This window comes from Dendronalium sp. ChiSLP03b (assembly GCF_034531165.2).
In the GTDB taxonomy this organism is placed as follows: Bacteria; Cyanobacteriota; Cyanobacteriia; order Cyanobacteriales; family Nostocaceae; genus Dendronalium; species Dendronalium minutum.
Map to the genome: position 1 here is coordinate 1 of NZ_JAVRBR020000012.1, position 14,935 is coordinate 14,935.

A 14,935-nucleotide genomic window follows, 5' to 3' on the forward strand; every position below is an offset into this window, starting at 1 on the left:
CCAATCGCTGAAAGCCTTTCGAGGCTTTAATTTCTAAGTTTTGGCTATAAATTTTAGTTACTGTTAGAAAATAAAGGCTCAAAGCTTGACTCAATCAAAGTTTCAGAATCTTGCTTCGATTATTGTTTTCCGAGAGTGACAGAACAGGGTTACTTCCAATATCAGAATAATTTCGCCCCTAACGAAAAGCTTTTCGGGTATCTTAAAGGGAAAATATTAAAAGCAAAGGAGATGCCAAACTGTTTGCGATCGCTGTACTTATTTGAGGCTTATCATAAAATATGATATTTGTACACACCTGCTAGGTAGATGAACTCCTATAGAATTAGGTATAAATTAACAAGATATGGTAAACACCTGGTATATAAAGGCTTAGCTGTTGCTCAAGCCTTTTTTATATGTTTGAGATAATATAGCAATCCGATTTTATTCCTAAAATTACTTGCATAGGGAGCAAACAAGGGAATAGATGTGTACTGAGTTATTTCAAAAATCAAATAAGAGTTTTGTATTTATATATTTTTATACTTATATTTGAGTCAATAGTTACTCTCTGAAATAAAAAATGACTTACCAGTTTTCAAGAGGTTTGGACACATACTAAAGGAAGATGAACTGTCAAAAAAGTCAGTCTAGATTAATGTAGTACGTTGTTAAGCACAGCAATTATCTAGGTTTGGTTCATGACCAAACCTTTTTTTGTAAGTAATAAAATGTTTTCTTATCAGTTGCCAGACTATTTGCACAGTTCCTATAGGAGGATGAACTAAAGTAAGAGTACGTCTACATTAATCTTGGTGTAGTAAATGCTTGGTATATTACAGGGGCTTGGAGCAACCAAGCCTTTTCTTCATAAGAGATTAGGTAGCTTTGAATAATTCATAAAAATATTTGGACACATCTACAGGAAGATGAATTTTCAGCAAATTAGGTCTAAATTAATTTGGGATGTCTGCTTAAGCACTAGGATCTTTAGAGGCTTAGTTAAGTGCTAAGCCTTTTTCTTTCTCAGTGGCGTTTGCATAGGATTTTTCGTCTTAGGGTTTATGGTGTGCAAGATGCATTAGGTTCACTAACTCTGAGTCCCATGATGATTAAGTCCCGTTCCACACCGTCAAGTTCTCCGACTCTAGGCAAATGTCCCCAGGCTTGAAAACCAAACGTTTCAAAAAGTTTTAAACTGGGCTGATTGTGAGCAAAAATGAATCCTACTAAGGTTTTTAAACCCAATCTAGGACTTTCTTGAATTGCTTGCGCTAGAAGTTGCCTTCCCAAACTACGCCGATGAAAAGCTGGGGCAATGTAAATACTAATTTCGGCAGTTGTACTGTAGGCTGGTCGCCCATAGAATGTTTGAAAACTGAGCCACCCAGCAATTACTCCCTCCAATTCGATTACCCAAAGTGGGCGTTGTGAAGGCGATCGCCCATAAAACCAAGCAAGGCGGCTTTCCACAGATACTGGATCTAAATCAGCAGTTGCCATGCGGCTGGGAACGGCAGCATTGTAAATTGCCACAATGGCAGGCAAATCAGTTTCAGTTGCATGACGGATAATCATCGCTGCCGTTTAGGAGAAAAATTGAAAAAATATCTAAAAATAATACAGCGTTCGGGTTAGTAATTCTATACCCTACTGCAATTATCACAGGTGCTTGACAAAGGATTGGTAAAGCAACATACTTTTCTTCGCTTAATTGCTCACAGATGCTGTTCTGGTAGGATTGCTATGAGTCAGCCTAATGATATCGTGTCCGGTTAAAAGACCGCAGAGGAGCAAAGAGGCTTCAGGGGCAAAAGGGGAAGGGTTTTTGGGCTTTGTGCATAGATTCGGGAATTATAATATAACTAGTTAGCCGGACTTGATAAGTAGCTGGACAAAAATATTTACTGTCATTGCGAACAAAGTGAAGCAATCCCAAACCCTTGCGATTGCTTCGTTTCACTTCGTTGCACTCGCAATGACATTGTGTAATTAATTCTGTCCGATTACTTATTACAGGGAAAGGAAGGTTATTTAATTCTTTTCCTCTTTGCCCAAGGCGAAGCTTTTCTCTTTAACCTAAAAGTATGAGATGGAAAAGAATAAATCTTTTTTGTTCGTACTATGTATATACATCTTTTGTGGGATTGAGTTCAGCTAGTTTTTGGAACTCTTCTGGCTGCCAGATTTGGGAACGCTTTTCATGTTTTAGTCTGGTACAAGAGAATCAAATCCCATAGCCACAAGTTTGATGTACAAGTTAACTATCAAAATCATACAGAATCTAAATAATATTTCGTAACGATAATTACAATATATATTTATTTTTTAGTTATAGGCGATCGCAACTTTTAGATACAGCTAAAGGTAGAGGGTGATTCCATTCAGATTACTTACCATCAAGATAGTTATGAAGATTTATGTTTGAGCTTTTATGTCTAGCAATATAGTGAAAAATAATCAGTTGCTCGAAGAAACCCCAGGGCAAAATCCAGTTAGGAATACATCTATAGAATTAGAAATATCTTTATTTATAAATAGATTTAAAACTGGTGTTTGGTTTATAGGTATTCCATCCTGGCTTTTTGGATTAACCGACAGGAGTATGGCTGCATTCACTGATGGTTACATATCTCCCATAGAAGTTTTCCAGCTTTTCACAGCCTCCTTCTTTTTTCTCAGTTGGTTGTATTTGAAACCAAACGATAGTTTGAATAATGGTTTTGATTCCAGCTTAAATCAAGGATGTCTCTGTCCAACTCAAGCAGGTAAATATGAGTTGAAAAAGCGACATATGATTAGCCAGGAGTATATTTTACCTTTTCCTTATCTTTGTCAAATCTACCACCTCTTGAATTTAAAGCACTTAGAAACAGTTCACAGTTTCAGCTTGAATAGATTAAAAATTTTGAATGTCAGCTATTTCCAGCCAACAAGCATTGGTGGAATTATTAAATTTCAAACAATTTTAGATTCTCCAGTAAATCCTCTGAGAATTTGGAGACAACCAATTGTTGAAGTGGATTTGATATTACATAATCCTTATACTGTTGAACTGAGTATTCCAGTCTACGATAACAAAAGAATAATTGTTATCTTTCATGCCTTACCATTAACAGAGAAGGAGCATCAGTTCTTTATCGAGATTTACAGTGACCTAAACTGGCCCAAACCTTTACTGCAAATACTGTTGCATTTTGCGGCTTGTTTGACGCTCTTTGAAGATTTGCCTTATCTGCGGAATCTGGCTGAGACAAATATAGAGCGTTTATTTAAATTAAATAAGTTTTCAAATCACGCAAGCACTTTACTTTTTAAAAGGTTCGTTGAGTTATATGGTGCAGGCACAGAAAAAACTAAATTGATGGGGAGTTAGGAGGCAGGAGGCAACAAGAGGATGGGGATGGGGGGCTTCGGGGTCCCCTCTGGGGTTGGCGGGCAATAGGGAGCAGAGAAGATAGGGGAATAAAGAGTAATTTGTCTATAGTCTTTTCCCCTCCGCCCCTCTGCCCATCCTCTTGTTACATCCTACTTTATTTATGCCCGTGCAAGTAAGGGAGCGGCAGCTAGTAAGGTTTTGGTGTAAGGATGTTGGGGATTGGCAAAAATCTGTTTTGTAGGGCCTAGTTCTACAATTTTGCCGCCATTCATCACAGCAATCCGATCGCACAAAAATCTCGCTAACCAAAGGTCATGAGTGATAAACAAATACGTTAACTCAAACTCTTCCTTTAACTGCAACATTAGATCCAGCACTTGCGACTGCACGCTAGCATCTAACATACTCACTGGTTCATCACAAATCAGAAGTTTCGGACGAGTAATTAAAGCACGCGCGATCGCAACTCTTTGCTGCTGTCCCCCAGACAAATCTGATGGATAACGCTCATAATAAACTTCTGGCGGTGTTAATCCCACTTTCTGGAGCATCCATAAAACCTCTTGTTTGGCTTTGGCTGAATCAGCCAGATTGTGGATAAATAAAGGGTCAGCGATACTTTGCCCCACTGTCATAGCTGGATTTAGACAAGCATGGGGGTCTTGAAAAACCATTTGCATTTGTCGGCGTGAAAAACGAATTTCTTGACGCGACAGCTTAGTTAAATCTTTTCCTAAAAACTCGACTTTGCCAGCAGTAGGACGAATCAGTTGTAAGATTGTCCGTGACAGCGTACTTTTACCGCAGCCTGACTCCCCGACTAATCCCAAAATTTCCCCAGGATACAGTTCTAGGTTAATGCCATCCACTGCTTTAATTGTTTGACTTTGCCCCTTAAACAGTCTTTCGATAAAGTTTGGTTCTATGGTGTAATGCTGCTTCAGTTCTGTGACGCGCAAGATTGGCGATTGAGGATTGAGTATCGAGAGAGAATTATCCTCAGTCACGCCAGTTCGCTCAATGGAGGGAACCTCGCTTCGGGTTCGTCGTTCCTCCAAGTCGCTGAAGCTGCCCAACGAACTGCTCACCTCACGCGACTGGCTCCCTAGTCCCGCGTCCCTAGTCCCCAGTCCCCAGTCCCCAGTCCCTTCTACTGCTTGAATGTGCAAAGCTGCTTGTAAGAGCGATCGCGTGTATTCGTGCTGTGGTTGCCTAAATACAGATTGTGTAAAACCCATTTCCACCATCTTGCCGTCATACATCACGCCAATGCGATCGCAATACTCCGCCACCATTGCCAAATCGTGAGAAATCAGCAACAGCGCCATATTTTCTTGACTGCACAGTCGAGTTAATTCTTGCAATATCTGCGCGGAAACGGTAACATCCAAGCTGGTGGTGGGTTCATCAGCGACGATTAACTTCGGCCCCAAAAGTAAAGCTAGAGCGATCGCTACCCGTTGTCGCATCCCACCGCTAAACTCGTGAGGATACTGATTCCAACGACTAGCAGGAATCTTCACTTTTTCTAAAGTGGCAAGTGCTTTTGCTTTTGCTTCCCGCGTTGATAATTGCGGTGAGTGCGCTTGTAAGGTTTCGATGCAATGCTTACCAATCGTCATCAACGGATCGAGGCGCGTCATCGGATCTTGAAAAATCAGCGCCACTGCTTCTCCCCGAAATTTCCGTAACTGAGGTGGTGTTAAATCAAACACCGATTGTCCCTGAAATGTCACCCGTCCCTCAACCCGACTAGAGGCTGGTAACAAGCGCATTGCCGCTCGCCCTAAAGTTGACTTACCACAACCAGATTCTCCTACCAATCCCATTCTTTCACCGGGTTGCAAGGTGAAAGACACATCATCAACCGCCCAGCTTGGCTCTTCCCCACTTCGCTGAGGATAGGCAACTCGCAGATTTTCGATACAAAATAAGGCTTTACTCATAGTTTAGTTATCAGCCCTGAGCTACCAGCTTCTATAAATTCAAATTTAGGATAGTCTATCAGATTAGCAAAAGTAGCTGTTCCAGGGGATAGGGGAATATGGGTTAATTATAATTAACCATTAGCCCAATGATGCCCGAACTATAGGAATCCGGTTTGATTGCGGAACATACTTGTGTAGGGAGGGAATAGGGAATAGGCAAAAATAGTTATTATTTCTTCCTCATCTCCCTCTGCCTCTCTGCCCCTGCTTTCTAACTAAATCTCCGGATCGACCAAGCGGGTAGTGGGGCGACTCTGATACAAATCTTGAACGACTTGCACGGATGAAACTACGGCTACAAGGGCAATAACGAAAACGGGTAACAAACCTTTGCCAAAGATAGCAATCAACAGCAGCACGCCAGCCCCTGCAAATCGATACTTGGAACGAATTTTGCAGTAGCGAATCACTCCAAATTTGTGGAGAATACCAATAGCTAGTAAGCATAATGCGACTGAGCCGCAGATGAGCCATCGCTGAGGATCGCTTAGTACTAAGGTTGGCTTGCTCAACAAGATTTGTTCTACGCCAACTCCAGCAGCAGCAATCCCGATGACCAGCGGTAAATGGGTGTAAAGCCAGAGATTGACAAGACCAACTCGTCCATGTGTCCGTGCTTGCTGAATAGGTGTACCACCTAGGTTATCAAAATAGACCCACCATAAGCTAAAGGCAATAATTAGACCAAACACCGCGGAAGTTACAGTTAAAACATCCCATTTTTGCTCCGAGACACCATTAACCACCGCGATAATTGCCTCGCCCAAAACAATCATGGTAAACAGCCCGAAACGTTCTGGTAAGTGGGAAGCGTGGGGGAGTAATCCTATCTGGAATTTGCGTGAGATTAGCGGTGTTGCAAAGTCAATGATAATTCCCAATCCCCAAAGTACGAATCGCCAGGGAACGGGTATAAATGCTGATATTAACCAAAAAGAGGCAGCGATCGCAAAACCTGTGGCGTAGCGACTAGTCAAAGGACGCGCAGTTGGAATGTGTATCCCCGCACGAATGTATTCAACGACCAGCACAGCCCGACCGAGTGCATAGGACACTGCAAAACCTGGAGAACTTTCACCCAAACCGTGGTGAACGTTAATTGCCATTGCAGCCGCCGTCAGCATGTGTAAACCAACAAGCAACCGCCGGATCGTGTCATCGCTATCAAAACGGTTGGCATATAGTGTTGTGCCAATCCATGACCACCAAATGGGTATAAATAAAACTACAAACCCAAACCATCCTGAGAGGGAGATGTCCCCTGCGAGATTATGCGCGAGTTGAGAAACTGCAACTACAAATACCAAATCATAAAAAAGCTCTAGCCAAGTGGCGTGTCGTTCTTCTTCGCTATCTTCACCAATACGTAACCTTGGGGGTTGCAGAAAATTGGTCATATTGATAGTTATTAGTAATAAATAATTACTAAGATACGATAATTACTCACATATTAAACCTAAGCCTGATAAATGCTAGGTTTTGCTCAACTAGGCAAAGTAGCGATCGCAACATACTTCACTTTTTAAGCATTATTATTATTGGGTTCCTTGATGTGGCGCGATCGCCTTACAATACGGTCAAAATACCATTGCAGTATGGGAGCAAACAGACTGTGGAATCGCATCAGTAAAGACATTTCTATTCCTGGTGTAATTACAAATGCTTTTCGTTTGATTCCTAGTAAGATGTCAAAGGCGACTTTCTCTGCCGTCATGGTTTGGGCTGATTGTGTAATCAGTTTTGTTTCCAGCGGCTTAGTTTTATTTTCAGCTACCAATTGAGGTGTATCGGTATCTGGTGGGTAAACAATGGAAATGTCGATACCTGCGGTTTTGAGTTCGCCCCGTAGCGACTCAGCCAATCCTCGCACTGCAAATTTACTGGGACTATAAGGTGTATAACCATACAAACCAATCAATCCGGCTCCCGAAGAAATCGCGACAATATGACCTTTTCTCTGCTGGATCATGCTGGGTAAGGCAGCCTTAATACAATAAAGGGTTCCAAAGTAATTAATCGCCATTGTTTGTTCAAAGATCGCCACAGGTAGTTCGGCAAAATACCCTGGATGAGCAATACCAGCAGAGGTAATCAATAAATCAGGCACACCTAGCTGCATAATGGCGGATGCGATCGCACTTTCTATCTGTTCGCGTTCAGATACATCTGCAAAAATGGCTAATATTTGCTGATTGGGATGAATTTTCAGGGTTTCGAGTTCTGCTTTGGTAGAGTCGAGTTTGGTCTGAGTGCGAGCAATGATAGAGATACTGCTACCAGATTGAACCAGAAGTTTAGCGATCGCTTTACCAATACCACTGGAACCACCAGTAATAATTGCATGTTTATACATTCTCAGCATCTACATGGGGTACTTGGGTAAATGCAATTGCCAAGGCTGCGATCGTGGCGTTAATCTGTTCTTTTGTATGCAGACTACTAATAAAAAATCGCAGGCGTGCGGCATGATTGGCTACAGCTGGATAAATGATTGGTTGAACGTTGATGCCTGCTTGGAAGAGAATATGAGAAAGCTGGATACAGGTTAAAGAATTCCCCAACACAATCGGAATAATCGGAGAATTTTGGCTTGTGGCTGTATTCCAACCCTTAGCTTTAGCCAGTGTCAAAAAGTGTTGCGATCGCTGGTGCAAGGTTTTCACTCGTGTGGGATCGGCCTTGAGTAAACGCAAGGCTGCTAAGGCGGCGGCAGTATTGGCGGGGGATAATCCCACACTGTAAACAAAACCAGGGGCAGTGTATTTTAAATAATTCACCAAGGCTTTAGACCCAGCAATATATCCCCCACAACTGGCAAAAGCTTTACTGAGAGTTCCCATCCACAAATCCACATCGGCTGGCTGCACGCCAAAAAACTCGCTAATACCTCGCCCCTGCTGGCCCAGTACGCCAATGGAATGGGCTTCGTCTACCATCAGTAAAGCTTTGTGCTGTTGCTTCAGCTCAATAAATCGGGGCAAGTCCGGGATATCCCCATCCATGCTGTAAATGCCTTCAATGACAATGAGAACTCGCCGATAATGCTGACGTTGGTCTTGCAGCATTTCATCTAAGGCTTGCCAATCATTATGAGGAAAAGGTATGGCTTTGGCTCCAGACAAAGAACAGCCCTGCAAAATACTATTGTGACTCAAGGCATCGTAAAAAATTAAATCCTGGGAATTAAACAAGTGTCCAATGGTAGTGACATTGGTTGCATGACCGCTGACATAAACAATGCAGTCTTCCACGCCAATAAACTCTGCGATTTCTTGTTCTAGTTCTCGATGTAGAAGCCGTTCGCCTGATGCCAAACGGCTAGCACCGACCGATGTCCCATAGCGGTCGATCGCATCTTTGGCTGCTGCTGAAACTGCCGGATCTCCAGACAAACCCAAATAATTATAGGTTGAATAATTAATCAGCGTATGTCCCCGAACCTGAGTACAATCCCTAGTTAGGGATTCCTGCATCTGAAAATAAGGATTGGGAATTTCCAGAGTTTGAATGTGGGTTAATCGTTGCTGGAGTTGTGCGTATTCTGGAAAGCACTCAAATTGATAGTATTCAGGTGGAATCTCAGTCAAAGGCTGGTTATTCTGGCGAGCGAGTTCTTGAGCTAAATATTGTGCAAAAGTGGCGATCGCCCCAAATGTTTGCAGTGTAGAAATGTTCGCCAAATACCCCGACCAAGCCTGCAAGTCTTGGATGAATTGTGCCACTTGCATAGAATCCAAACCATAGGTTTCAAAAGATTCCTGTTGGTCAATGGATTGTATGGGAATATTCAATTTTGCAGCTAACCATTGGCATATCCAATTTTGAATTGACTCGACACTATACTGCTGGGGATACTCGTTTAGATGAATGGGTTGAGTATCTGGCGGTTCTGAAGTTACTAATAACAAATTACCTGTCAAGAAATTCTCACGACAGGCAAAGCGTTGAATCTTGCCACTGGAAGTTTTGGGAAGAGTTCCGGGTTTTAGCAGCAAGACTCGATAAACTTGTAGTTCGTGTTCCCTCAAGACTGACTGGCGAATTGTTTTTACAACTTCCTTGGCATCTAAATTTCGTAAATAAGTTCGCTTGACTTCACAAACAACAATCAGGCGATCGCTTCCATCTATCTCCACAGTAAAGGCTGCACTACTGTGAAAGCCTAACCCTGGGTGACTAGTTTCCACTGTTTGTTCAATGTCTTGAGGATAATGATTCCGTCCTCGAATCACCAATAAATCTTTGAGACGACCCGTAACAAATAACCCTGCTTCATCCTGCCAAAACCCTAAATCTCCAGTTCGCAAAAACGGTCCCTCTCCTGAATCAGCAAAGTAAGCGCCAAATGTTTTCTGAGTTTCCTCGGCTCGATTCCAATATCCCTGTGCCACACTCTCACCAGCAACCCAGATTTCTCCTACCTGTCCTGTTTCACACTCAGTTAACGAAACTGGATCGACGATCGCTACGGTTTGATTGAGCCAGGGATGACCGCAACTAACCAGTTTCCGCTGGTCTCTATCAACATCGGTTGCGGTGCAGCTAACTACTTGGTTTTGCTCTAAAGCCTTGGTATCGCAAACCTTAATCGTTGGTACTTCTGCTTTCTTCACTCCAGTTACTAGCAGGGTCGTCTCTGCCATTCCATAGCAGGTTTGAAAGCTACTAAGGCGAAATCCGTAGGGCGAAAATAGCTTGGTAAAGGACTCTATAGTTTCAGATCGAATCGGTTCGGCACCATTGAGGGCAATTTCCCAACTGCTGAGGTCGAGGTTCTCTAATTGCTCTGACTTAATATTCTGCACGCAGAGATCGTAGGCAAAGTTGGGCCCTCCACTCACCGTAGCTTTGTAAGTTGAGATTCCCTTGAGCCAACGCATCGGGTTTTGCAGGAATGCCATCGGTGGCATGAATATTCCAGTAAATCCCCCAGACACAGGTTGAAGTATGCCTCCGATTAATCCCATATCATGGTAGGGCGGTAACCAAGAGAATCCAACATTGGGGGTTTTCCCTAAGAATTGCAGGATAGCAGTGCAGTTGTGCATCAAATTTCCGTGGGAAACCATTACACCCTTGGGAGTACCAGTTGAACCAGAGGTGTACTGTAGTAATGCTAGGCTATTGGATTCTACCGTTATAGGGATGAAGTCACGAGCAGGGGTTGCGATGCGATCGCTTAAAATCCAATGCAACTGTTTAAATGTCGGTTCGTTTGTTCCATATTGCTCAATTACTTGGAACATCTCTGCGGTGGTTAATAATAAGGTAGCCCGAGCATCTCGAACAATCGCTTGCAATCGAGATAGTTTTTGATTGCGTTTGGGTGGATAGGCGGGAACGGCAACAATACCCGCATAGAGACAGGCGAAAAAGCCTGCGATAAAGTCTAATCCAGGTGGGTAAAGTAGCAACGCTCTATCTCCTGGCGAACCGAGGGATTGGAGATGAGCTGCGATCGCCTTTACTTGAGATTCCAACTCCTGGTAAGTTAGACGGTTAGTTTCTATTTCACCATCTTGAAGAAATATGTAAGCTTCGTGATGCGGCTGCTGCTTCACTCGTTGGTGTAGCAAATCTATCAGTGTTTTTCCCGGAACTAGGAAATCAGATTTAATACCGGAGTCTACGATTGTCATAGTCACTTTAACAACTGGGTATCGCTGCTTACAGAAACCGCAACAGGCTCTGACACCCGCAGTTGGGAAAAGCTTTTCAAATGAAAGATATCAGAGTGCGCCTGCATTTTCTCACAAAAAGGTGAACGCTTCAATCTCAGTGTCTAATTCATTTTTGTGAAGAGAGCAAAGATACACGTTAGCACTGTTTATACCTGAATGGTAATTTAGCGTCAAGTTTAGCTTTTACCCTTGGTAGACAAATTACCACTATGAGTCTCGGTGAAGATGTAGCCAAAGGCTTAGGTAAACAGGTTGAGTCAAAATAATTACTGCCATCAGCATCGTTTTACTGGCGGAAAGTTCAGTATCTCTAGCAGGGCCAATTGACTTTATCGGCTTAGTCGTTCCCTACTGGGTATTTGCCTCAAGGGTCAGTAGCGCTGCAAGGGTTAACAGTACGAGATTTGGTGGTACAAGGGCGTTATCCTTATCAAAATTAGTTGCAGCAGTGGGTAATTCAAGATGAGAAGCTTATGCAATAAGTGCCCTTAACTACAGATTTACTAAATTTGGCAGAGCGATCGCTAGATACTTTATCGTAGACAATGATAAAGAGCTTGGATTGCTATGGTGTTGGCACAATATACATCTATCTTAATTATGCTGAGTTCGCCAATTTAAATTTTTTTTGAGAAAAACTATCATTTATCCCTTATTAACTGCTAATCTTACAAAGAGTTGGTTAAATACCTTAGCTGCTTTACGGCTATTTTCTGGTAATTAAACCACAACTTATTTTAGGGGCACGGCAATGTCGTATCCCACTGCATGGTCTATTTAGCTGGAAAAGGCTGTAAGACCAACAAAGCTTTTTGATTGTTTATTCCTTAAAACCGTAATGTTTATTAGCAGGGTACAGTTGACTGTTTTTCGCAGTCTTTTACCATCTCCTTGGCAGAGCTTTACACTCAAGCTTTTCAGAGGGAAACTTTTCGAGTTTTATCATTAATATGTCGAGCGGCAATTACAGATATTCGTTCGTAAATAGTTGCGATCGCCAAACCGGACGTAACAAGAAAACAAAGCCCATTTACAAGAGCGCAAAATATTTATAAATTGACATTATTTTCGCATAAACCGAATTTTTCTGAATACACTTGTGTTGGCTAAAAAGCGGCAATCGCTACAGCCTAAATCACGTAACTACAAGCAATAATAAAGTCGTGACAGTAAAATCAAAATCTCCTCAAGTATCTCAAAAACCTAGGAATTCAGTCCATCCTTTACAACGCTTGCTCAAATATGGAAGTCGATATCGCCAACATATTTGGCAAGCAACATCATTTTCAATCATTAATACAATCTTAGACTTAGCACCACCTTGGTTGATAGGTACTGCGGTAGATATTCTCGTCAAGCAGCAAGATTCCATAATTGGAAAGTTGGGAATTAAAAATATATTTTCGCAATTTTTGTTGCTTTCATTTTTAACTGTGATTATTTGGATTTTTGAATCACTTTCTCAGTACGCTTACGATCGACTTTGGCGTAATTTAGCCCAAAATATTCAGCATAATTTACGCTTGGATACTTACAATCACGTACAAGAATTAGATTCAGCTTACTTTGAAGAAAGCAGCACCGGTGGCTTGATGTCAATTTTGAATGATGATATCAACCAGTTAGAAGACTTTTTGAATTTCGGAGCCAATGACATTATCCAGATTAGCACCTCAATCATCATTTTAACTGGTGGCGCTTTCTGGATTTTACCTCCCTTCATTACCCTAGCAGTAATGTTGCCAATGCCATTTATTGTTTGGGGTTCTTTTACTTATCAAAAGCGTCTAGAAGCTCGTTATGCTGATGTACGGGAAAAGGTAAGTTTTCTGAACTCACGACTAGCAAATAATCTTAGTGGAATTAACACAATTAAGAGTTTTACTGCTGAAGAATATGAAAGTGCTAGATTGGCAGGAGAAAGCGAAGCATATAGAAAAAGTAATACCAAAGCAATTAAACTTTCGGCTGCCTTTATTCCCTTAATTAGAATGCTAGTTTTAGTAGGGTTCACAGCCTTACTATTTTGGGGAGGAATAGCAACATATGCTGGTACAATATCTATTGGGAATTACAGCGTTTTACTCGTTTTAGTACAGAGATTATTGTGGCCCTTAGTCAACTTAGGGGAAATATTTGACAAATATCAAAGGTCAATGGCTTCTGCCAATCGTGTTATGAATTTGTTAGATACTCCTATTAACATTATTCGGGGAGATATCTCTTTACATATTACTCGTGTACGTGGTGAAATTGACTTCAAGCAAGTCACTTTTGCTTATCAAAATCGAGAACCAGTGATTAAAAAACTATCCTTACATATTCCTCAAGGTAAAACTATTGCAATCGTTGGTTCTACAGGTTCTGGAAAAAGCACTTTAGTTAAATTACTATTGCGATTTTATGATATTTCTTCTGGAACTATCACTATTGATGGTATTGATATCCAAAAATTAAATTTACGTGATTTGCGTCGCAGCATCGGCTTGGTAAGTCAGGATGTCTTCTTATTTCATGGTACTGTTGCTGAAAATATTGCCTACGGTACTTTTGATGCTAACGATGAACAAATAATTAAAGCTGCCAAAATTGCCGAAGCTCATGATTTTATTGTGCGACTCCCTCAAAGTTATGAGACGATAGTCGGAGAACGGGGTCAAAAATTATCTGGTGGACAACGACAAAGAATTGCGATCGCCAGGGCTGTTTTAAAAAACCCGCCTATATTAGTTTTAGATGAAGCTACATCAGCAGTAGATAATGAAACTGAAGCTGCTATTCAGCGTTCTTTAGAACGGATTACTATAAATAGGACGACAATAGCGATCGCCCATCGTCTTTCCACTATTCGTAATGCTGATTGCATCTATGTGATGGAATATGGGGAGTTGATTGAGTCGGGTACTCATGAGGAATTGTTGAATAAAAACGGGATTTATGCTAATTTGTGGCGGGTGCAATCGGGGGTAAAATAAGTAATGTGCTTTTAAGCTGCATGATTTTGATTTCTACGCAGCATCAATTTGTATAGACTCTCTGGTTCAATAGCCAATTTCTGTAGAATTTGCAGATGTATAAATTCACTTTTCTGGGCATGGTTTATGCACAGTACTGAAACATGAACTTTTCGGTAATAGTGCATAAATGTTCATTTAGATGAGATAGGGTTTGTTCGGCGATCGCTTTTGGTACACCACCATAATATGCTTGGGCAATAGCACCTGTCATACAGGCAATGGTGTCACTGTCACCACCAAGTGATACTGCATTGCGGATAGCATCTTCAAAATTCGTAGATTCGAGAAAGGCGATAATTGCCTGGGGCACAGAACCTTGACAGGTAGAATCGTATTGATAGGTAGGTCGGATTTGGTTGAGAGTTTGTCCCAAATCATAACCAAAGGTGGTCTGAATATAGGACTTAATCCCAATTTTATCTTCACCTGTACGCGCCAGAAAGATGACTGCTGCTATTGCTTGAGCGCCCTTTATGCCTTCAGGATGGTTATGAGTACCTTCCGCACTTCGCTGAGCTTCTCGTAACACAGTATCTAGGTCATTGAAGGCAAATCCAATGGGACTGACTCGCATAGCTGCACCGTTACCAAAACTATTGTATGGTTCGTTACTGCTAGATTTTGCCCATTCTCTAAAGTTACGCCCGTAACCAGCATAGAGATAGCGACGGTAGTACCACTTAAATTGATCGATGTATCTACTACTATGGAGGAATTTCCCAGCGTTGAGAATGACATCTGCTACTGCAACCGTCAACACTGTGTCATCAGTGAAGCGAGATTGTCTGCTAAACAGTGGAAAATCCTTTGTTTTTAGACTTTTTCCCTCATATACCGAACCAATTATGTCACCTGCGATCGCACCTAGCATATCTATCTTGTGAGTGT

8 protein-coding genes and 2 pseudogenes are annotated in these 14,935 nt (G+C 41.7%); 4 read left to right on the top strand and 6 right to left on the bottom strand.

Annotation, left to right across the window (positions count from 1 at the left end):
- Positions 1–1,044: 1,044 nt before the first annotated feature.
- Positions 1,045–1,560 carry an N-acetyltransferase family protein gene (locus RMY31_RS02135; protein ID WP_322658966.1) on the bottom strand — a complete coding sequence of 172 codons (516 nt, stop codon included), beginning with the start codon at positions 1,558–1,560 and terminating at the stop codon, positions 1,045–1,047.
- An 856-nt stretch (positions 1,561–2,416) separates the two neighbouring features.
- Between RMY31_RS02135 and RMY31_RS02140 the strand changes: the two genes are divergently transcribed.
- Complete coding sequence (locus RMY31_RS02140; RefSeq protein ID WP_322658965.1) at positions 2,417–3,358, top strand: hypothetical protein; 942 nt, start codon at positions 2,417–2,419, stop codon at positions 3,356–3,358.
- Positions 3,359–3,519: 161 nt separating this feature from the next.
- Here the strand turns inward: RMY31_RS02140 and RMY31_RS02145 are convergent, their stop codons facing one another.
- The 4 genes from RMY31_RS02145 to RMY31_RS02160 all read right to left on the bottom strand — a co-directional run bounded on the left by RMY31_RS02145 (position 3,520) and on the right by RMY31_RS02160 (position 10,988).
- Complete coding sequence (locus RMY31_RS02145) at positions 3,520–5,307, bottom strand: ABC transporter ATP-binding protein (protein WP_322658964.1); 1,788 nt, start codon at positions 5,305–5,307, stop codon at positions 3,520–3,522.
- A gap of 257 nt (positions 5,308–5,564) precedes the next feature.
- A complete protein-coding gene (locus RMY31_RS02150) occupies positions 5,565–6,746 on the bottom strand; it encodes a low temperature requirement protein A (protein WP_322658963.1) in 1,182 nt (393 codons plus the stop codon).
- A 125-nt stretch (positions 6,747–6,871) separates the two neighbouring features.
- Complete coding sequence (locus tag RMY31_RS02155) at positions 6,872–7,702, bottom strand: SDR family oxidoreductase (RefSeq protein WP_322658962.1); 831 nt, start codon at positions 7,700–7,702, stop codon at positions 6,872–6,874.
- Positions 7,695–10,988 carry an aminotransferase class I/II-fold pyridoxal phosphate-dependent enzyme gene (locus tag RMY31_RS02160; protein WP_322658979.1) on the bottom strand — a complete coding sequence of 1,098 codons (3,294 nt, stop codon included), beginning with the start codon at positions 10,986–10,988 and terminating at the stop codon, positions 7,695–7,697. The genes RMY31_RS02155 and RMY31_RS02160 overlap by 8 nt, the downstream gene beginning before the upstream one ends.
- A 218-nt stretch (positions 10,989–11,206) precedes the next feature.
- Between RMY31_RS02160 and RMY31_RS02165 the strand changes: the two are divergent.
- From RMY31_RS02165 to RMY31_RS02175, 3 genes and pseudogenes are all read left to right on the top strand, one after another.
- Positions 11,207–11,388 (top strand): annotated as a pseudogene (locus tag RMY31_RS02165) (iron chelate uptake ABC transporter family permease subunit); the annotation flags it as partial.
- Positions 11,384–11,633, top strand: a pseudogene (locus RMY31_RS02170) (cobalamin/Fe(3+)-siderophore ABC transporter ATP-binding protein); the annotation flags it as partial. The pseudogenes RMY31_RS02165 and RMY31_RS02170, both read left to right, overlap by 5 nt.
- A gap of 560 nt (positions 11,634–12,193) precedes the next feature.
- Positions 12,194–14,005: an ABC transporter ATP-binding protein gene (locus RMY31_RS02175; protein ID WP_322658961.1), complete on the top strand. Its 1,812-nt coding sequence runs from the start codon at positions 12,194–12,196 to the stop codon at positions 14,003–14,005.
- Positions 14,006–14,129: 124 nt separating this feature from the next.
- On the opposite strand, the gene RMY31_RS02180 is transcribed toward RMY31_RS02175, so the two are convergent.
- On the bottom strand, positions 14,130–14,918 hold the full coding sequence (locus RMY31_RS02180; RefSeq protein ID WP_322658960.1) for an ADP-ribosylglycohydrolase family protein: 789 nt from the start codon (positions 14,916–14,918) through the stop codon (positions 14,130–14,132).
- Between the last annotated feature and the right edge of the window lie 17 nt (positions 14,919–14,935).